This window comes from Paenibacillus diazotrophicus (assembly GCF_042610465.1).
The window spans coordinates 2100931-2121339 of the sequence record NZ_JBGJZN010000001.1; the positions used below are offsets into that span (position 1 = coordinate 2100931).

Sequence of the window (20409 nt, forward strand, 5' to 3'; positions counted from 1 at the left end):
TTACATATATTCATACAGGCTGACATACCGGAGAGCATACTTACCGCCCGGCAGCCCTTAGAGAGCCGCCACGGCATTCATCGAAGAAGCCAGACGGACAACGTCTAGAATCAGACTGATGCTCCCGTCGCCCAGCAGCGTACAACCAACAAAATGCTTACTCCCCGCACTGCTCAAAATATAATCCGGGAGCGCCTTTACTACTACCTGCTGCTGGCCGAGCAGCTCGTCCGCAAGCAGGCATAGACTGCGCCCCTCGTCCTCTACCATGATGAGAATCCCTTCGTCTATGGGACAGCTGTGCTGTGGAGCACCCGTGAGATGATGCAGGCGAAATACCGGATAGCAGTTGCCGCGCACTATGATCCACTCCTGCCCATCAGGATCATTCAGCAAGTCTTTGGCATTCGCCCTGAAAGAACGAATGATCGATGCGGTCGGGAGCGTAAACCTTGATTGTCCAACACCTACATTCATTCCATCAATAATTGCCAGTGTTAGCGGAATTCTCAGAGTGATTATGGAGCCTGAACCCGGTATGCTGTCTACGGAAGCGGTACCCCCGACTTTCTCCAGATCCTTGACAACCACATCCATACCTACCCCCCGCCCGCTGAATTCGCTGATGCTGTCCTTGGTGGAGAACCCCGGATGAAAAATCAGCTTGAATATCTCTTTGTCGCTCATTTCGTGTTCATCCCGGGTCAATAGCCCGTTCTCCAGAGCCCGGGCAACAATCTTGTCCCGATGCAGCCCTTTGCCGTCATCCCGGATCATCACCATCACATCTCCCCCGGAGTGCCTCGCTTCCAGTGTTACCGTTCCACTTCGCGGTTTGCCTGCAGCCAGGCGCTCCTCAGGCATCTCAATCCCATGATCCAGCGCATTGCGCACCAGATGCATCAGCGGATCAGAAAGATGTTCGATAATATTCTTATCAACCTCCGTCTCTTCGCCAAGAATAACAAGGTTAGCCTCCTTCTCCAGCTTCCGGGTCATATCTCTTACGATCCGTCCCATTTTATGAAACGTAGCAGCTAGTGGCACCATGCGCAGTGACATGACCACATCCTGCATTTCTGCCGAAATCTTACGCAGCTGTCTGGCCGCTTTATTGAAATTGCCCAGCGATCCGCCTAGACCGGCAAGATCGGGATTCTGCGTTACCATGGCCTCTGCAATGACCAGCTCACCGATCAAATCCATCAGCTTATCCATTTTGGCCACATTCACGTTAATCATGGTCTGCTGGGATGAGGGTGGCGGGTTGCCCTCTTTAGATTTCTTCTCCCGGCCCGGTACAGTTAAGAGCTTCAGATCAGCATCCGGCAGCTCAGTAGCTTGAGGCACCTCCTCAGAAGCATCCGGTGGAGCCGGGATAGCAACAGCTGTATCTTCCGCTTCAAGCCGTTCTATTTCGACTTCCCTAACATAGGGAGCATTCCGCAAAAAAGCTGTAACCACGTCTTCTGATTCCACTGTGTGCAGTACAATTACAAATCCATGCCGGCGGATGACCTCGGCACTGTCGGGATTCTCTATAATATCCTCAGGCAAGTAGGTACAACTGCAGTCCAATGCTTCGCCAAGCTGATGAATCACTGTGAATGCGCGGATATTCTCCAGTTGACAGGTCTCTTCAAAACGCAAAACCGCTCTGTAACCTACGGATGCCTCTGTAGCCATATTAGCTCCCGGCAATCCGACATCAGCGTTCTGTCCTATTTCTTCCCGTATTCCCGCAGAACCGTTCTTAAGAAATTGCAAATAAGCCTTCAGTTCTTCAGCCAACAGGGCGCAGTCTCCATCTGCGTGATCTCCATTCTTGATCTTGATCGTCTCCAGCTTGGTAAAATCAACACCTTGCAGAATGAGATCCGACAGCTCAGAGGCATTATACGGCGTATGAGGATGGTCGCGCAGATAAAAAAACAAATCCTCCATTACATGTGCCAGGGAAGAAATATTCGTAAATCCCATCACGGCGGCCGAGCCTTTAACCGTATGCATTATCCGGAAGATTAGATTAATATCCTCAGGTTGAAGAGTTTCATGCTGTTCACTGGCAAGAATAGAGTCTTCCAGCTGCTGCAGCGATTGCAGGGTCTCGAAAATAAATAGATCAAGCAGTGAATCCTCCGGAAAAGAGCCTGACATTATGTTCTCCTTTCGGCCCATCAAATGGGAAGCGTTGTAGTGTTATGTGAGATTTCTCCATTTTTATATCGTAAGATGGAAATAAAAAATGAATATCTAATTTAAAATTTTGATAAATTTTGATTATTTAAGTGAACATTATGAATAAAGGTTGATCTTTTGAGAAATTGAAGCGACAATCGGATATATAACACTCCAGGGGAGGATCGAACGAAGTTGGATAGCACAAGCAACAATAGCAACACTTCCGCGCATGATATTATCGACCTGTGCCTGCTCGCCGGTAAAATCATGCTGCAAAGCGGCGCGGAAACCTACCGCGTGGAGGACACTATGAGCCGTATGGCGGCATCGCTCGGTTTTCCGGGAGCGCACAGCTATGTAACGCCAACCGTCATTATGTTCACCACCAGCCGGACGGAACCGGTGAAGCTGTTCCGTATTGCGGAGCGGACCACAGATCTGCAAAAGGTGTCCGAGGTCAACGACATCTCGCGGCGCCTGAGTGAACGCCAGCTTACCGCAAGTGAAGCCCGCGACCGGCTAAGTGTGGTGGACGATGCAGCCCACGCTTATCCGGTCTGGCTGCAGATTGTCGCCGCCGCCTTGACCGGAGCGTGCTTCACTGTAATGTTCAAAGGCAGCCTGTGGGATGCCCTGCCAGCTATACTAGTGTCCGGGCTGGGATTCGCCGCAGCGACATACCTTCACCGGCTGTTCCAGATCCGTTTCTTCGCGGAATTCACTGCCTCGTTCCTGATGGGACTGCTCGCCTTCCTGTCCGTGAAGCTCGGCGTAGGTCAGGAAATGGATAAGATCATTATCGGTTCAGTCATGCCGCTGGTGCCGGGACTACTCATTACCAATGCCGTCCGTGATCTGATGGCCGGACACTTGGTCTCCGGCCTCTCCAAGGGAGCCGATGCATTCCTGACGGCGTTTGCAATCGGGACAGGCATCGGGCTTGTGCTGTCACTTTTTTGAAACATACAATTCATGTACTTCACACGTGAAAGAGGTTAACTGTTCATGATTTTGCAATTGATAACCAGCTTTATTGCCGCTGCCACCTTCTGCATTCTGTTCAATGCACCGGTCCGTGCATTGGTACAATGCGGTTTTGCCGGAATGGTGGGCTGGATGCTGTATCTGCAGCTCGATGAAAGATGGGACACCGTGGTAGCCACCTTCGCAGCTACAGTAGTGGTGGGGGTGATCAGTCAGATCTTTGCCCGCATTTACAAAATGCCGGTCATTATCTTCAGTGTCGGCGGCATTATCCCGTTGGTCCCTGGCGGTCTGGCTTATGATGCCATGCGCAAGTTCGTCGAGAACGATAATAATCTGGCCATCCAGTTTGCTGTCCAGGCTCTGCTCCTTTCTGGAGCAATAGCAACCGGACTTGTGCTCAGCGAAGTGCTTGGACAGATGTTCCGGCGGAAGCATGTCCCCAGCTCTTAAGCCGGTCGACAAGGAACCTGCAACATGGCTCGTCACCATAAACATAAAAAAGCTGCTCCACAATGTCATGAAGATGACTAGTAGGAGCAGCTTTTTTATATGCCAGAGGGAGAGAGCCGTAACTACGCCCCCGGTTCCCTGGTCAGATTATTTTTTGATAGCTTGCAATGTCCAGCCATTGGCCGAATTTGTTGCCGATCTCTTTGAACAGCGCGCTTTGCTCATATCCGTGTCTGGTGAACAGCCGGCGGCTAGGTTCATTATCGGAGCATACGGTTGCCACCAGCACATGAAAACCAAGCTCGGACGCCCGTTCCTCAATGAAGCTTAGCGCTTTGCCGCCCAGTCCCTGTCCGCCGCTGCCGGGTCTCAGATAGATGCTGATCTCACCAGAGGTATCGTAGGCCTGCTTGTTCTTATGTCTGGCAATCAGAACATAGCCCTGCATTTCACCGTCCTGTAGAATGGCGTAGGACTTGAAGCGCGGATCACCGCTTAGCACCGACTCACGCATCGAAGCTGAGTCCAGCGGCGCGGTATGAAAAGAAACCGTAGTATTCAGTACATAATAATTATAGATATCTACTACTTCCGCCAGATGCTCTTCCCTAATCTCCGTAAAAGACAAACCGCGTGCTGCTGTTTCCCCCATGACTAATCCTCCCAGATCGCTGTTTCCAATTGATCGACAAATTTGCGTAGCTTACCAGCGATCTTCAGGTTGATCGCCCCATTCTGATACATTTGCTGCACCGTATTCCGCTGTTCCTGAATCGCCTGCAGCTTCAGCTCAAGCTTCTGGTCATCCACGACGCCATCCTTGATCCAGCCGTCTCCCTCGATAAGGCGGGACTCCATCTGCTCATACTTGTCAATAACCTTCTGTGAAGGCAGACGGTTCTCTTCACTCATTCCGGCGTTGACGGCAGAAATGGCAGCCTGGCACATTGAAATTTTGGCCATACGGGCACTCTCGGCATTCTGCGCTGCCAGCCGTCCTTCATCGCCGTTCAGCCGCCCGGAGAATAATCCCGAGAACAGGCGCTGAATTTCAGTGAGCGAAAATTTGATCTGCGTGTCTAGCCGCTTGCACATCAAGGCTTCCTTATGATCCAGCAGCTCTTCCATCTTCGCTGCTACGGGAGCCGCGACGGAGCCGTTCTCGAGCATCCGGCGGAGTTCCGTACGCTCAGCAGCAATAGCATTCCGCTTAGCCTGGACCCCCAGCTGCCGAAAGCGTTCCGCTTCCGGATCATCGCCCGTTTTCGGAGCGCACAGCTTGTCAATCTTGTCCGTGAATTCCAGCATGACCGGCTGATTCCCGGGCAGCGGATTCTCTGAGACCAGGCTTCGAAGCATGCTCATTCCGGCATCAATCACTACCGACCTTGCCGTCAGCTCAGAATTGACCGGCACACTCTCCACCACAACAGGGTCTTCCCCGTCCGCAAGCAGCGGCAAAAAGATGCTTGCTATGAGCAGCGAGACGAGAATGACACCTGCCGCAAGAGCAATGATGAGGTCCCGCTGCGGGAACGGTGAACCATCCCCAAGAACCAGCGGAATTGAGAAGGCACCCGCCAGCGTTACCGCACCCCGCACACCCGAAATCGATGTTATGAGCTGCGACTTCAGCGGTGAGCGGGGGGTTCTTAGCCTTCGGCTCTCGAACAAAGAGTATGCATACACCCACAGAAACCGCAGTACAATCAACAGCGCTGTGATCGCCAGTACATAACCGGCCACGATAAAGTTGTTCAAGGTATTGTCATTGTAAATCACTTGAACGACGTCCGGAACCGATACGCCCAGCATCAGGAAGACCAGGCCATTCAGAACCATCAGCAGCACTGACCACGTGCTGGCAGATACAAGCTGGAGCTTATATTGCGGTGATACGGCCCGATCCTTCTCTATAGCATACATCACACCGCCTGCCACTACGGCAAGGATCCCCGACACGCCGATCTCTTCACTCACCAGATAAATAATAAAAGGTGTAAGAATCTGCAGCAGCACATGAATGGTGACATCTTCCATGCCGAAGCGGCGGATAAATACACTAAGCCGGATGAGCACAAATGACAGCAGCGCTCCCAGCAGCAATCCCCCAGCAGCAATGAACACAAAGCTTATCGTCGCCTTGGGCAGGGAGAACATCCCGGTAACCGCCGCAGCAATGGCAAACTTAAAAGCAACCAGCCCGGATGCGTCATTCATCAGCGACTCTCCTTCAAGGATGCGGTGGATACTCTTCGGCAGATGCACCTTTCCGGCCAGCGCGCTGACTGCCACAGCATCGGTAGGCGAGAGGATGGCGGCCAGCGCAAAGGAAGCAGCCAGCGGTATGGACGGAATCATCCAGTGGATGGCATATCCGGCGACAAAGACTGTTGCAAAGACCAGTCCAAGCGACAGCAGCAGGATCGGCGCCCTTAGGTTCCACAGCTCGTCGCGTGGCGTCCGCCGCCCGTCATTGAACAGCAGCGGGGCAATAAACAGCACAAAAAACAGCTCCGGCTCAAACGACATATGAATTCCCATCGGGAAAGCGGCCGCAATAACTCCCAGCGCAATCTGAATCAGGGGAACCGGCACAAACGGAATGAACCGGTTCACGATATTGGAGACCGCGATCAGTCCCAGCATTAACAGTACAGCAAGAAATGTCTCCAAATCTCTCAACTCCCCCGATGTATAATCATGAAACTTGCTTCCATTCTCCGAACCCGCCTATCCGTCCTCTTCTTCATATTCAAAAATATCCTCAATGCTGAGCTTGAAGTATCTCGACAGCTTGAAAGCCAGAATGATCGACGGATTATACCTTCCGTTCTCCAGGGAGCAGATCGTCTGTCTCGACACCTCCAAGGCTTCTGCGAGCTCTTCCTGATTAATGCCCTGCTGTTTCCGGATTGTCTCAAGCTTGTTCTTCATCGCTGTTCCTCCCGGTCATGTAAAGTTAGCTTTACAAAGAGAATATCATCCTGAGCGTAAAATGTAAAGTAAGCTTTACAAAAAACTGAAAATGTTCATCGTTTACACGATTGACAAAAATATTTATTTGTGTTATAATATAATATTTTTCGATTGAAAACAGTTTGGAGTTTCAGTATGATATGCATTAGCCTGCAGGCACATTCTTATCTAGTGTAATGGAGGGATATTATGCATATCGCCAAAGGAATTGAAATGCTGGAGATTTCCGTCCCCGTGATGGGCGGAATAGACACGTTCTACCCTGCCTTGATCTGGGACGAAGAGGGAGCTATCCTGATCGATACCGGAGTACCGGGAGCAGAGCAAAAGTTCAAGCAAGCTGCAGCCGAGGCCTCCGTACCCTTGAGCCATGTTCGTACCATACTGATTACTCATCAGGATATCGATCATATCGGAAGCCTTCCGGCTCTTCTGGAACAGAGCCAATCTACGATAACTGTACTCGCACATGAAATCGAGCGGCCTTATATCGAAGGCGATAAGATGCTGCTGAAGCATACTCCTGACGCACTGGCTGCCGCCGAAGCCATGCTTCCGCCGTCTGTACCGGAGGAGTGGAAGCGCGCTTTCCTCCACGTGTTGGCCCATCCACCCAAAGGTCGAGTTGACCAGACGCTTACAGGTGGCGAGTATCTGCCCATCGGAGGCGGAATTACCATTATTCATACCCCCGGCCACAGCCCTGGCCATCTGAGCCTGTATCATCACACCAGCCGCACGCTGATCGCAGCCGATGCATTGACTGTGCGTGACGGCCAGCTCTACGGACCCGATGCAACGGCTACTCCCGATATGCTAACAGCGCTCCAGTCTCTTCACAAATTCGCGGATTGGGAGATTGACCAGGTGATCTGCTATCACGGGGGTCTCTATCGCGGCGATGTGAACCGGCGGATTGAAGAACTGGCTCAGGCTCAGGGAACACATTAATAAGCTGCTCACAGGTTGGGTTGTCACGGTAAACATAACAAGCAGGAGCTGGACCGTATCACCGGTCTGACTCCTGCTTTATTTTAACATCTGTCCTGCTTCAGCCCTACTATAGTTCGTCTGTCAAGCCAGCTGGAGGATATCCTGAACGATCTCACGGTCCACATCCAGATCAAACTTGCGGCCCCAAAAGCATTCCGTTCCCTTTTGCCGGATCCGTTCGTAATCCTCTGCCCTGAGTGTTCTCGGGAATTCCGGGCCCGTGTCCCAATCGGTATAGCGTTTGATCTCATTCACAACCTGCTGCTTAAAGCTGCTGTTCAAGATAATCGAATGAAAAAAGATTTCGTCTCCGCAAAAAGAGTTTTTAAACAAACGGACGTACCCGGGATTACTGCGGATATACTCCAAAATGTACTCCATACACGCTCCGGTAATCGACATCCAGTTCGAGCCCTTATATAAAGTACCCGGCAGATTCTTCAGGCTGCGCTTCAGCACCGGCACCGACATCACCAGATTGATATAGCGGTTGCGGATCTCGGAGACGGTTTTGGCGCGTGAGACGAGGAATCTCGGATAATACACGGACACTCTGTACATACAGCCCCACATCTCCGCTTCATTCGGCAACTGCAGATGTTTGACGAATTCTTTACCCTGATTTTCCTGAAAAAAGTCAACGATTGTCCGGTTCGGAACCAGCGGCAGATCCTGTCCGCTTATAATATGAATATAATCGAAGTGTCCCTTCTCCTTGATCAGCTCAAAACATTTGAGGATGCATTCAATCTGACCGTAATGCCCCCATTGCACATCCACCGGCTGCTGTACGAAATGAATGTCTTTCCGGTGGATAATCTGCGCCTCAATCCCGCTTTTCCGGTCCACATGGAGAAAAAATTCCACATGCTCATCCGTTAAAGCTTCCAGCAGCAGGTTGATCTGCTCCGGGTTCTTATGACAAAGGACCACATATGCCATTTTGAAATGTTTCAAAACATTCATCCTTTCGCTCATTGATTTCCACATATTATAGGGGAATGAGCGGAGATGAACAAGTTTTGCTTTATTTTACTGCTTTACCAGCAGCTTAATCCCTATGTTCCAAGGGTCGGTAACTGTTACTATGCCGTCCGTTACATCCACTCTGTATCCCGCGGAACGCACCCGTCCTTCTACGGCATCACGTTCCTGAACACTTGGCAGCAGCAGGGTAAAATAGTCAATGCCCGCCGCATCGGCCGGTGCTGCCGGAGCACCTTGACCTGCCCAGACATTCAGTCCCATGTGATGATGGTACCCGCCGGCCGAGATGAACATCGCCGCATCACCGTACTCAGCTGTCTGCTCGAAGCCAAGCGTATCGACATAGAATCTCTTGGCTTCGCCAAGATCACCCACATGGAAGTGAACGTGCCCGATCACGGTGCCCGCAGGCAATCCGGTCCATTCCAGACCCTCAGAAGCGGCCAGCAGACCGTCCACATCCACCGGATCTGTAGTCATTACAACGTGCCCGTTCGCCTCATACTTCCAGGTGTCCTTCGGCCGGTCGCGATAGATTTCAATTCCGTTATGATCCGGGTCCTCAATATACAGGGCCTCACTAACGAGATGATCGCCCTGTCCGACTTGGATCTCCGAATCAATCAGATTGCGAAGCACCAGCCCCAGGCTCGGACGGTCCGGCACAAGAATGGCGAAGTGATAGAGCCCTGCGACTGAATTCCGCCGGAGTACCCGCGCGTTCTCAATCTCCCGCAGAATAAGGAGTACGCTATGACCATCTGCTGTCATTTCGGCTTCACGCCCGATCTGGCGCAGAACCTTCAGTCCAACCACATTTTGATAAAAATCAAGCGAACGCTCCAAGTTACTTACCCGAATCTGCACAAGTCCAATTTCCAAAGTTTGCGGCAATGTTGCTGCTGTTGTCATATAAACCCCTCCTGAATTTAACTAAGATATTATCCAAATTCTGCGATTGCAGTTAGTCTTAACAAGTTCCAATATACCCATTCAAGGCTGTAACAGTTTCTGTTACATATCAACTAACTTTAGTTTAGTAGCATTCTATAAGTTTGTCAATTACTTTCCGAAAAAAAGAAAAACCCGACCACAATCGCGGTCAGGCTCAATCGTTACAGGACAGAATTCAAATTTTAGCCGCTGCCAGCTTCTGTTCAAACGCTTTTACCCCGGTACTCTGCCGTTCTAAGCTCCCGAATATACGGCTCCAAATGAGGCATCTTCGAATCTAAGGCCTGCTGTACAGCCTGCTCGATATCATAAGGAACTCTTACGAATTGTAAATTGAGCGGTGCCTGATCATGGCTGCCATAGTCCCCTTCCAAGATCGTATACGAAGCCTGTGTGATATCCAGAGGATTGCCGACACTCCCTACATTGAACAATGTTTTTCCTTCCGGATGCTGAAGATATACCCCGTGGATATCTCCATAGCCGGCCACATCCGCAGTCAGCAGTTCACCGCACAGCTCTGAAGGTTCAAACAAGGACAAGCGCAGCGCCAGATCATCCCAGGGCTGGATGCGCTCATTCACGCTCCGCGGCGAAGCATGGAACAGGCGGATATATTTACCGCTCATCCAGAATTCAATGGAGAACGGCAGCTTGTTCAGATACGCCCTTCGTTCGGTCCCCAGGAGAGCCTGGTGCCATTGTATCGCCTCTAGCTCACTTTCATATGCGATATATTCATCCCAGTTGCCTCTAACCACTTTCTCACAATGCAATCGAATCAGGTCAACCGCCAGATCCGAATTAGGCCCTTTGCCCACCAGATCCCCCAGACAGAAGATCCGGCTGATCCTGCGCTGCTGAATGTCCGCCAAGACGGCCTCCAGTGCGGTTACGTTGCCATGAATATCAGAAATAATGGCGATTCTCTCCACGTATGTACCCTCCATTGCTGTACTGTATAAACTCAACTTGTAATTTTATCATTTCGGGACTTGGTTCAATTTATTAAGTATGTAGTATCTATTTGTTTAATTAACCATTTTAGGGCCGATGTAGACTCCTTTTTCAGAGATTGCGGCTTGAATCCATTCCAGCAGCCCTGTCTTACTGAATAGAAACTGGTCATCCACCTTGATATACTGAAGCTTCATACCGCCAAAAGCTCCATCATTTCTCAAAAGTGAGTTTTCCGCCTTCATAATGTTCTTCACCTGATCTTCGCTGATACCCAGTAGGGTTGCGGTCTCCTGAAGCGTCAGCAGGAGCTTGTTATCCATGTCTTGGGCGTCAGCCTTCTGCCCGCTATTTGCCGGCCGGTCACTGCTAATAATTACACAGCCAATAATAATTGATAATCCCAGAATCAAGCTAGCCGCTAATAGCTGTAATTGATTTTTCATAAGCATCTCCTTGCTTCAAGTATCGCTGTATTCCATAAGCCAGCAGTCAGTCTTAATATTTACTTCATACCATTCATTCCTTTTTGGGGCTTATGATAAAAGATCCTTGCCAGAATCCTCTTAGTTGGCATTCGCTTGCAGTCTATCCAGGTATAAATTATAATTCTCATCGTCAAAACAAACAAAAATGATCTCTTCCAAGATACCCGTGTGCTGCTGAAGAAATCCGGCAACAGCCTGGAGAGCGATATCCGCAGCCTGTTCTTTGGGAAAACGATAGATCCCTGTACTAATATTCGGAAAAGCAATGCTTCGGCCCTTCAGGGTATGCGCCAACTCCATGGTGTTCAGGTAGCAGTTCGCCAGCAGCTGACGTTCGTCGCGCTCACCCTCATTCCACACCGGCCCTACGGTATGAATCACATAACGGGCAGGAAGTCTGCCGGCTGTTGTATAGACCGCTTCCCCTACCGCACAACCGCCTTGCTTATTCCTGATCTCTATACATTCAGCAAGAATAGCCTGGCCTCCGGCTCTATGAATAGCACCATCCACGCCGCCGCCGCCCAGAAGACTAGTATTGGCCGCATTTACAATAATGTCAGCCTGACATTTGGTGATATCTCCCTTAATAACTTTGAGCCGTGTGTCTCCGATCTGGAACACCTTCATGATGCATCTCTCCTATAGACAAAATATATCGCTCCAGCGTTACATCCGCTTATCAATAATATGCTTGTTCTCCCTGATGTCTCTGCGCAGCAGCCGGATTTCTTCGATCAATATATCCAGCTTGTCTGATGTCCGGGATCCGTCTACTGCCTTTCTGATTACAATCATGAGGACCACCAGACCAATGAACCATAAACCGAGTGCAAAAATCAACACAATCCTCTCCCTCCAGTAGAATGCATGTTGTCAGTCTACTGCATTTGGAATATTGTGTAAAGAAATAGACAGACATCATCAGCTTCTGTGTACGCTCTCTATACACAAAAAAGTGACCCCGCCAACGTCCGGCAGGGTCAAGGTCTATTTATAAGGGGGTCATGGGATTACTATAAGCCCTGAAGCTTAAAAGCATATGAAGATCAAATAAAGGTTTGCTGAAATTGTCGATTCCAGTGCTAGGCAAAATAAAAGACCCTGCCGAGGCACGACAGGATCTATGCAAAAATCTATCCACTGGGGGGTGGAGACCTCCACTATACTCCCCAAACCTTAAATTTACATAAATCTTTGCTGAATGTTTACTTAAATTTCATTCTTCTGCCCAGGCTGCTTGTTTAAACATAGCATCACATTCCTGATCCTAAGGCCCGCTCCCACCCGATGCGGCCGTCCAGCCGAGTCTATTCTTTTTCACATATACATAAGGCAAATCCGCTTGTGGCACAACATATAAATCCCCGTACCGCGGATCGTTTTGGATCCGGCCTTCAGTGACTTCTCCTGTAAAGGCAAGCACCGGATGCTTGAACAGCAGGCTTTTTCTTACAGCAAGCTCCGGGCTTAAGGAAGGGAAGAACGCCACATAGAATATCAATATTCCTGCAAGAATATAAAGATATCGGGCTTTACTCTTACGCATGATCGAATACCTCCTGTCCATTGTAGTCAGGATAATTTTACCATCACAACTCCAAGCCCGCACGCCCAAGCACAAAAAAGGGCATCCCACAGTCATCAACATGACGATGGGATACCCTGCAACTTCGCTACATCCACTAGACTTCAAGACACCACCGGAATCTGATTCACGATCTGATCCAGTGTAACCTCCTGAAGTACATTTTCCATCGCCTGCTGGGCAAGGGAAAAGACAGGAACTATAGCTCCAGCAATATTTTTGCCGACCGGGCAGCCGGGATTGGGATGTTCGTGCACGGAGAACAAGGTATCCGCCTCAACCGCATTTACTGCTTTATAAATTTGCAGCAAGGTAATTTCGCCAGGGCTTCGCGTAAGCTTCGCCCCCGCTACTCCGGGACGGACCTCAACCAGACCTGCCTTATGCAGCATACCAGTAATCCGCCGGATCACCACCGGGTTGGTGTTGACACTGCCTGCGATCCATTCCGAGGTGCTTTTGCCCTCCTTGTTGCTATCAATCAGTGTCAAAATATGAATAGCCACCGCAAACCGGGTGCTGATGTTCATGACAATCTCTCCTTGTGTGTTACCCCATAGATGCAACTATAATAGTTACATTCTAGCCGGTTGTCAATACTTGCAAGAGCTCAGCGACCTGAGCGGGGTATTTCTTGGTCAGTCTTGTTTTGCCCAGGTTGCTCTTCACAATCTTGCTAAGCCGGGCATCTCTGCTCTCCGCATATTTACGCAGCAAAGCAAATCCTGGCTCCGGCAGCCTGGCGGCAAATACGCTCAGACTATATTCCAGACCTTTGGACAACACGCGAAAATGTTCCGGGTCAGACGAACTTATAGTGTCGCTTCTGATACCCTCCATAATGCCGTCTGCCATCTCGAGACAATACAGGACATGGGACTCCGCCTTCAGTAACGGCGGATGCGCGAGCGCCGCCATGAAAGCCCGCTGCTCCAGCAGCGTAGCTCCCTCGCGCCATCCGTCCAACAGCTGCTGAAGCAGCGCAAAATCATATTCGCCCAAAGATTGCAGCCCCATGGCCGCCGCTTCACGCTGCCTCCATCTGGCATCATTCATCGCCGCCCGCAGGAACCCTTCCGCCTGGCTCTGTCGACCGGCATCCCCGTAGGCATAATGGGCTCCGCAGGCCCAGACCGCACAGAAAGCCAGGAACTCTTGCGGATCACCTGCCGCAGCTTCAGACTCAGAGATCTGCGCCCAGGCACAAATCAGCTCCCAGGCAGTCTCCGTCACTTCAGGTTTGGCATACAGGCCAGCAAAGCTGCCCGCAAGTTCGAGGTTAGCCCTCGGTCCGGGCAGCCCGCTCTCTTGCAGCATATCATTCGTCAGCAACGGCCACAGATCATGATTTCCCATCTGCTGCTGCAGTGTTGCCAAAAGGGTTAGATTTTCCTTCATCTCATTGCCCCTTTCCCACCGTTACTATTGTCTTCTAATGATTCCCTGCACATCATAGGGATAATCCATTTGTTCCTTTTCAGGCGCTTGTCAGGATAATCGGCTTCCCCTTGGTGACTATGATCGTATGCTCATACTGCGCTACACGGCTGTTGTCCTTCACGCTCAGAGTCCAGCCGTCTGACTGCTGCTCCACAAAATCCGCTCCGGTGGAGAGAAAAGGTTCAATCGTGATGACCTGACCTTCTTGCAGCACTGTCGTTACCCGCGGATTATAGAACGGAAGGATCTCAAAAGGCTTCTCATGCAGCGATCTGCCAATACCGTGGCTGCACAGATTTCGTACGGTTTTATATCCGCGTTTACGGGCTTCAAGCTCCATCACACGGCCAATCTCGTTAACTTTCATACCGGCTCTAAGGTGATTGATAACAGACATCATAGTCTCTTCAGTGCTGCGGCACAGATGGACAAGCTCCTCATTATATGGCGGCAGTTGAAAAGATACCCCGGCGTCTCCGTAATAACCATAAAGCTCAGCGGAGACATCTATATTAATCAGATCGCCAGCTTGGATGACTCTGGAGCCGGGGATTCCATGAGCTACCTCTTCATTGATACTGATGCAGGTGCTGCCCGGAAAATTATACGTGATCTTGGGAGCTGACTTCGCGCCGAACTGCTTCAGAATTGCTGCCCCCACTTCATCCAGTTCAGCGGTTGTCATCCCCGGCACAACACTTTTCCTCATTTCTGCTATCGTGTATCCTACTAGTTGGCCTACTGTCTTCAGCCCTTGCAAATCCTGTGCTGTATCACTAGTCATCTGCCCACATTCCTCTCGGTTCTATCGTTTCACTGGGAAATCTGAATTTGTTCTTACCGGCCTACTGACAGTAACCAAAACCTCAGCAGCTTCAGAGCCGGTGTCAGTGGCGGAGCTCTCTTCGGCATAGACAAGCTTTCTTAGCTTATCGGCATTCTTGACGGGAACAGAATATCCTTTGCCGCTGTTCTCCTCCGAAACCAGCAGTCCACGGTTCCCGCTAGCCTCTCCAAGATTCAGAATATAATCCTCTGTATAGCCATCCCCATAGGTCAGCTTCATCCTGAACTCGGCACCATAATCCAGCTCGCCCTTTATCCGTTTGCTGCCGTTCATCGCATCTGCCATCAGCTTGATAAATGCAGGATCAGTAAAGGTCTTGCTCTCGAAAGGTCCATCCTGTACTTTACTGTCTGATAACTGATAGTCAAGGGTAATCTCTGAAATCCATTTCGCATTAATGAATCCAAAAGCATTCTGGCAGCCGCTCAGCAGAACAGCCAGCAGAACCGGAACCATAAGCAGTAGCCTTTTCATGGATTCCACCTCCAAATCCTTATGTATCCTCTAATTATATCAGTCTTGTGAACCAAATTACATTCTGTCGCTTTTGCAAAAAAAAAAAGAACCTGCAATGCCTGCAGATCCTTCCCTTTAAGTTTCTGATTGAGACTCCAACCTGTGCTTATCCCGTCCAGAAAAATCTCCATTATCATTTTATATCTGTTTCATCAACCAATTCTGTTTGCCTATTAATTTCATAAGCTCAAGCTGCTGCTCTCCCCACAGCATATCCTCTTCCTCATCCTTGACATAATCCTTGAAAAGATCGTAGGATATTGGATCGCCAATCATGGATTCAAGGACCTCGCCTACTTGGCCTAAGCCGCTTTTTGAAAGCTCCACATCATATTTAAGCCATTCTTCGATATCTTCGTATACCGGAACTTCCTTCACTCCACCGTTCTTGACGATGCCGCCTAGATCAATAATACGGTCAATAAATTTCTCGACAAACTGCATCTCTTCATTTGCGTGTTCTGCATATTTCTCTCCAAGTTTTGAAAAACCCTGGCTGGCAAAAATTCTGGACTCTATTCTGTGTCCTACTGACTGCTGCGAAAGTATAGTTACTAACATCTGGAATAAATCAATAGTTTTTTCATTTTTAGGCATAATAGATTTCTCCTCGTATACTATTTAATAAACAATTTTGTTTTTTACAATTATATTTTACGCAATCTATTTACATGTTTTAACTTACTGCTAAAGTTAATCACTGTCAAGAGTAAAGTCTAATTAACTTAGTATTTTCCCTCGTGTATGGAAAGCGGGGCCTTCAGCTCAAAACAAAAGGCCGATCCGTTATATCTCAACGGATCGGCCTAAGAAATTGGCAGACGATTATGTAATGAAGTACAGGCTGCCTGCTAAATTAGCTAATGGCTCCTACTGCTCTCAGCCAAGCATCGGTGATGAGTGCATGTCCGGCCGGCGAAGGATGAACGCCATCCGGTGCCCAGTACGCAGATTCTGCCTTCACGGATGCAGCAGCGAACAATCCATCGAGCGGAACCAGGGAAGCACCATACTCACGGGCCAGTTCACGCACCACATGGATTTTCGGGTCCAGATCCTGGCGCCAGCCTTTGCGGTCTTCAGGAACCGGCAGCACAAAAGGCTCAACCAGTACCAGCTTGGCATTTGTAGCTGCCAGGGTGCGATCGATCAGATCACGGTAGATGGCCTCGAACTGTGCAGCCGAAGTTTCCTCACCGGAATCAAACCAGCGCCAGGTGTCATTAATACCGATATAGATTGAGACTACATTCGGCTTCAGCTCAAGACAATCCTTGTCCCAGCGTTTCTGCAGATCAACCGCACGGTTGCCGCTGATTCCGCGGTTGATGAAGGTCAGCTTCTTCTCAGGATATAGCAGTCCAAGCCGTGCGGCTACCATCAGTGCATAGCCCACACCGAGCGAGGACGGATCTTCATAGTTGCGTCCCCAATCTGTAATACTGTCACCCTGAAATAAAATGATATCATTTTCTTGAAATTCCATACTGAAAAACCTCCTATGAAACATTACTTTTAGTATAAACATAGTTATTATAGCAAATGGATTGGAATGATAACATTCTGCATGAACGGAAGAGAGTATGGTTGTCCAATCCCGCTATTTTTTCTTCACAATATAATCAACGAATCCTTGTCTGATTCTTTGACCTTCAAAGATTCTCTCTAATACCCTGCTCTCTTTGTACAATATTTCCATGTTCTCAAAATACACATCCGGTTCATCTTCTTCATAATAGGAATGGATTACAGGATGATCATCTTCCATCTGCTCATATTGATGCTCACCTAAGGCTACACCTGTCCCGCAACGAAAATCTTTTGTGGTAAGAAAGTTTGCAAAAAGCAGGCCGTTTGGCTTTAGAACGCGTATCATTTCATTCATAGATTTTACAACATCTGTCTTCATCATATGAAATACGGAATTGTAAGAATATACAAAGCTGAATGATTCGTTATCAAACTTTAATTGTCTCATATCTCCATGCTCAATGTTCAAATGCTGACTTTTCCTGATTGCATATTGATTAGCTTCTTCTAATTGCTTCGTATTAAATTCTATCCCATGTGTTAAGTATCCATAATCTGAAAATAAGCTGAGAGGCGGACAATCTCCGCCTGCACCACAATCTAATACTGTCTTATCCATAGTAGTGTCATTACAATACATTACAAATCTATATAATGGTATTTGCTTAAATATTTCATTCATTGTATCTTCCCTTTCATAGTTTATTCAACTTCACCTTGGCGGCAGGCAGAGCTTCCTGAAGCTCCTTGCCTTTAGGTTTCAGTCCCCGATTCACCCAGCATAAGGCAGCTTCCAACTATTTACTATGTAAATTTTCACCATTATCCAATCCTGTTCCACAGCAAAAAAACCTCCAAACCCACCCGTTCCTTATATAGCATAAGGAACGGGATCGGCTTGAAGGTCATCAAAGAAATTCAATAAAGTCATAAAAAGAATATTAGTATGCCAGGCTGAACAATCCCTTAATGTGAGACAAATAACGGATATTGCTCGCTTCCTTCATAAGGGTTGCAGGCAAACCTTTGAGCGGAGTATTGCTGGCGCCAATAATCGCCACTCCGTCTTTGCGTCCCAGGCTGGCTAGGGTACCCGAGTTGATCGGGCTGAACGTTTCAGATGCGGAGTTATTCAGATAAGCATACAGATTGTAACCGATCAGCTCGCCCATCTGCCAGGCGATTTGTGCGGTCGGCGGATATGGACGTCCATCTGCTGCGAACACAACGGCGCTGTCCCCTGCCACAAAAACATCCTGATGTGAGGTCGATTGAAGGAAGTCATTGACTGTGGCACGGCCACGGTTCACTTCAAGGCCGGATTCCCCAACAAGAGGGTTGCCCTGAACTCCACCGGTCCATACAAAGGTATTGGCTACAATCTGCTGCCCATCCTTCAGATCAATCACATTACCCGCCACATTGGTTACAGGAAGACCCGTCAGGAAGGATACGCCACGGGCAGTCAGACTTGTTACCGCACGTTCAATCAAATGATCCGGCAATACCGGAAGGATTTTGGGTCCGGCTTCTACCAGCATCAGCTTGATATCGTGAGGATTTACCCCATACCGTTTGGTCAGCTTCGGCAGCACATCAGCAATCTCGCCCACTAGCTCGACACCGGTCAGCCCGCCGCCTCCAATCAGAATTGCCGCATCGGCAGGATTCTTCGTTTTGGAGTATTCACGAATGCGGTCTTCAATATGGGAATGAATTTTGATCGCATCAGCAGCGGATTTCAGCACCATGCTGTACTCTTCCAGCCCTGGGATGCCGAAATATGCAGTAGTGCTGCCAAGTGCAACAACAAGCGCGTCATAGGTGAGTGCTGTACCATCAGACAGCTGCACCTGCTTGTTATCGACGGAGAATGACTTCACCTTGGCTATTTTAAGATCAATGTCTTTTCCGGCAAAAAGCTTGGTGAGCGGCATGGCTACAGCTTGTTCCGATGCACTCCCTGCAGCCAGACGATGGAGCTCGGTAATAATCTGGTGTGTCGGATACTGATTGACAACTGTAATTTTGGCTTCTGCCTTACTCATATATTTACGCACGTTAATAGCACTCAGGAGACCGCCATAGCCTGCACCGAGAATCACGATATGTTTTGACATAATAATTTTCCTCCGTCCTTATTGATGTGGATTACGTTCGCCGCTGACCTGCAGATAAGCATTCATGAAACGAAGCATTTTTTGCATCTGCGGATCTTTAATCATACGCATCATACCGAACAGGCTGATCGTTTCACTGCTCTCATTGGCACGATCCTTGGCTTCGATCACAGTAGCTGCCATCGTTTTTACCCTATCTACTACCGGCTCAGCAAGCTCTTTGATAGCACCCACTGTATCATTCTTCAGCACATCATCGGATGCAACAGCCTGCACAAAATCAAGCGACTTGGATAAAGCACCAATCAGCTGCGTAATCTGGGGAAGCTGCTCCACCAGTGTGGTTAAGGACTCCTGCACCTCAGGCTTCAAGAGCTGATCCATAAGTTCTTCATTAATTTTTGATTGCGTAATGGTTTCTGACATAATGAGCGCTCCTTTACATTAGCTTTATTTCATATAGAAATGGGACGAAATGATACAACTCATAATCAATGTGATTATTATAACATTCCTCATGTAATAAATGTCACAATCTTTTTGCCGGAATAGCCCCATTTTGTGATTAAAATCACTTCTATTCTTCGGATTTCGATAATTCCCTCTATTTCATAAAAAAATTTAGTACCGTATTACATTTAGTCATTGACGAAGGGAAAATGCCATGGTATGTTTAGTAAGTAACAAATAGTAAGTATATTTATTAATATTAGCTATTTATAATTATTAACTACTACATACACAATGGAGGAATGAACATGGGCACTTTTTCAGAATTGGTTCAAGCACGCAGATCAGCAAACAACTTCGTAGAGGGCATCAAGATTTCTAAGAGTGAACTGGAGGAAATGTTCTCGCTGGCCCGTCTAGCCCCTTCAGCCTATAATCTGCAGCACGCCCATTATAAAGTAGTCGCTGATGAAGACTTGAAAGAAAAAGTCCGCGAAGCCGCCTATGGCCAGTACAAAATCCATACAGCATCCGCCGTCATCGTTGTACTCGGAGACAAGAATGCGTATCTGCAGGCACCGGAAATTTATAGCGGCCTAAAAATGCTGGGAGCGATGAGCGAGGAAGAATATGAAGGAACCATCGAAGCCATCAATGGCTCCTACATTGGAAATGATGCTTTTCAGCGCGATGAAGCGATCCGCAATGCCTCCCTGTCAGCGATGCAGTTCATGCTGATCGCCAAGGACAAGGGCTGGGATACCTGCCCGATGATTGGTTTTGATCCTGAAGCCCTCAAGGCGACTCTGAATTTACCGGATCATATGGTGCCGGTCATGATGATTACCATCGGCAAAGACAATAAGCACAAGATCAGACCCCGCGGCTACCGTAAGCCGATTAATGAGTTCGTTGAGTTTTTTGAGTAAACAAGACGTACCC

Annotated in this window: 24 protein-coding genes; 4 read left to right on the top strand and 20 right to left on the bottom strand. The window is 48.7% G+C overall.

All coding sequences use genetic code 11. The features are described from left to right. Positions 1–57 precede the first annotated feature (57 nt). Complete coding sequence (locus ACAN54_RS09600; protein ID WP_379153384.1) at positions 58–2157, bottom strand: chemotaxis protein CheW; 2100 nt, start codon at positions 2155–2157, stop codon at positions 58–60. A 216-nt stretch (positions 2158–2373) separates the two neighbouring features. Here ACAN54_RS09600 and ACAN54_RS09605 point away from each other — a divergent pair, with 216 nt between their 5' ends. Continuing rightward, entirely contained in the window at positions 2374–3141 is a 768-nt protein-coding gene (locus tag ACAN54_RS09605) for a threonine/serine exporter family protein (RefSeq protein WP_379153386.1), read from the top strand. Positions 3142–3186: 45 nt separating this feature from the next. Then, positions 3187–3618 carry a threonine/serine exporter family protein gene (locus ACAN54_RS09610; RefSeq protein ID WP_379153388.1) on the top strand — a complete coding sequence of 144 codons (432 nt, stop codon included), beginning with the start codon at positions 3187–3189 and terminating at the stop codon, positions 3616–3618. Between the two features lie 142 nt (positions 3619–3760). Here ACAN54_RS09610 and ACAN54_RS09615 read toward each other — a convergent pair whose 3' ends face one another. The 3 genes from ACAN54_RS09615 to ACAN54_RS09625 are packed head-to-tail and all read right to left on the bottom strand — an operon-like array spanning position 3761 to position 6555. Further along, on the bottom strand, positions 3761–4270 hold the full coding sequence (locus tag ACAN54_RS09615) for a GNAT family N-acetyltransferase (protein WP_379153390.1): 510 nt from the start codon (positions 4268–4270) through the stop codon (positions 3761–3763). A 2-nt stretch (positions 4271–4272) separates the two neighbouring features. After that, positions 4273–6294: a Na+/H+ antiporter gene (locus ACAN54_RS09620; protein WP_379153392.1), complete on the bottom strand. Its 2022-nt coding sequence runs from the start codon at positions 6292–6294 to the stop codon at positions 4273–4275. Between the two features lie 57 nt (positions 6295–6351). Next, positions 6352–6555 (bottom strand): helix-turn-helix transcriptional regulator, encoded by a 204-nt coding sequence (locus ACAN54_RS09625; protein ID WP_379153394.1) that lies wholly within the window; start codon positions 6553–6555, stop codon positions 6352–6354. 231 nt (positions 6556–6786) lie between these two features. On the opposite strand from ACAN54_RS09625, the gene ACAN54_RS09630 reads away from it, so the two are divergent. Continuing rightward, entirely contained in the window at positions 6787–7548 is a 762-nt protein-coding gene (locus tag ACAN54_RS09630; protein WP_379153396.1) for an MBL fold metallo-hydrolase, read from the top strand. Positions 7549–7671: 123 nt separating this feature from the next. On the opposite strand, the gene ACAN54_RS09635 is transcribed toward ACAN54_RS09630, so the two are convergent. The 16 genes from ACAN54_RS09635 to ACAN54_RS09710 all read right to left on the bottom strand — a co-directional run bounded on the left by ACAN54_RS09635 (position 7672) and on the right by ACAN54_RS09710 (position 19443). Further along, the gene (locus tag ACAN54_RS09635; RefSeq protein WP_379153398.1) at positions 7672–8547 is read right to left on the bottom strand and encodes a beta-1,6-N-acetylglucosaminyltransferase; all 876 of its coding nucleotides are present in this window, start codon (positions 8545–8547) and stop codon (positions 7672–7674) included. Between the two features lie 75 nt (positions 8548–8622). Then, positions 8623–9489, bottom strand: a complete 867-nt coding sequence (locus tag ACAN54_RS09640) for a VOC family protein (RefSeq protein WP_379153400.1) — start codon at positions 9487–9489, stop codon at positions 8623–8625. A 245-nt stretch (positions 9490–9734) separates the two neighbouring features. After that, positions 9735–10466, bottom strand: coding sequence for a metallophosphoesterase family protein (locus tag ACAN54_RS09645; RefSeq protein WP_379153402.1), 732 nt, complete (start codon positions 10464–10466; stop codon positions 9735–9737). A 96-nt stretch (positions 10467–10562) separates the two neighbouring features. Beyond that, positions 10563–10934, bottom strand: coding sequence for a helix-turn-helix domain-containing protein (locus ACAN54_RS09650; RefSeq protein WP_379153404.1), 372 nt, complete (start codon positions 10932–10934; stop codon positions 10563–10565). Between the two features lie 120 nt (positions 10935–11054). Continuing rightward, positions 11055–11606, bottom strand: coding sequence for an O-acetyl-ADP-ribose deacetylase (locus ACAN54_RS09655; protein WP_379153406.1), 552 nt, complete (start codon positions 11604–11606; stop codon positions 11055–11057). A gap of 39 nt (positions 11607–11645) precedes the next feature. After that, on the bottom strand, positions 11646–11822 hold the full coding sequence (locus ACAN54_RS09660) for a hypothetical protein (RefSeq protein ID WP_379153408.1): 177 nt from the start codon (positions 11820–11822) through the stop codon (positions 11646–11648). A gap of 424 nt (positions 11823–12246) precedes the next feature. Further along, on the bottom strand, positions 12247–12525 hold the full coding sequence (locus tag ACAN54_RS09665) for a hypothetical protein (protein ID WP_379153410.1): 279 nt from the start codon (positions 12523–12525) through the stop codon (positions 12247–12249). Between the two features lie 143 nt (positions 12526–12668). After that, positions 12669–13094 (bottom strand): Rrf2 family transcriptional regulator, encoded by a 426-nt coding sequence (locus tag ACAN54_RS09670; protein WP_379153412.1) that lies wholly within the window; start codon positions 13092–13094, stop codon positions 12669–12671. A 52-nt stretch (positions 13095–13146) separates the two neighbouring features. Beyond that, positions 13147–13962, bottom strand: coding sequence for a hypothetical protein (locus tag ACAN54_RS09675; protein ID WP_379153414.1), 816 nt, complete (start codon positions 13960–13962; stop codon positions 13147–13149). A 79-nt stretch (positions 13963–14041) separates the two neighbouring features. After that, the gene (map, locus tag ACAN54_RS09680) at positions 14042–14788 is read right to left on the bottom strand and encodes a type I methionyl aminopeptidase (RefSeq protein WP_379153418.1); all 747 of its coding nucleotides are present in this window, start codon (positions 14786–14788) and stop codon (positions 14042–14044) included. A 21-nt stretch (positions 14789–14809) separates the two neighbouring features. Then, positions 14810–15325 carry a YhfM domain-containing protein gene (locus tag ACAN54_RS09685; protein ID WP_379153420.1) on the bottom strand — a complete coding sequence of 172 codons (516 nt, stop codon included), beginning with the start codon at positions 15323–15325 and terminating at the stop codon, positions 14810–14812. A gap of 180 nt (positions 15326–15505) precedes the next feature. After that, on the bottom strand, positions 15506–15964 hold the full coding sequence (locus ACAN54_RS09690; RefSeq protein ID WP_379153422.1) for a ferritin-like domain-containing protein: 459 nt from the start codon (positions 15962–15964) through the stop codon (positions 15506–15508). A gap of 259 nt (positions 15965–16223) precedes the next feature. Then, a complete protein-coding gene (locus ACAN54_RS09695; RefSeq protein ID WP_379153424.1) occupies positions 16224–16853 on the bottom strand; it encodes an SGNH/GDSL hydrolase family protein in 630 nt (209 codons plus the stop codon). A gap of 114 nt (positions 16854–16967) precedes the next feature. Further along, on the bottom strand, positions 16968–17579 hold the full coding sequence (locus ACAN54_RS09700; protein ID WP_379153426.1) for a class I SAM-dependent methyltransferase: 612 nt from the start codon (positions 17577–17579) through the stop codon (positions 16968–16970). 259 nt (positions 17580–17838) lie between these two features. Continuing rightward, positions 17839–19017, bottom strand: coding sequence for an NAD(P)/FAD-dependent oxidoreductase (locus ACAN54_RS09705; protein WP_379153428.1), 1179 nt, complete (start codon positions 19015–19017; stop codon positions 17839–17841). Between the two features lie 18 nt (positions 19018–19035). Then, positions 19036–19443, bottom strand: coding sequence for a helical membrane plugin domain-containing protein (locus tag ACAN54_RS09710; RefSeq protein WP_379153430.1), 408 nt, complete (start codon positions 19441–19443; stop codon positions 19036–19038). A gap of 332 nt (positions 19444–19775) precedes the next feature. On the opposite strand from ACAN54_RS09710, the gene ACAN54_RS09715 reads away from it, so the two are divergent. Next, entirely contained in the window at positions 19776–20396 is a 621-nt protein-coding gene (locus ACAN54_RS09715; RefSeq protein WP_379153432.1) for a nitroreductase family protein, read from the top strand. Positions 20397–20409: the final 13 nt, after the last annotated feature.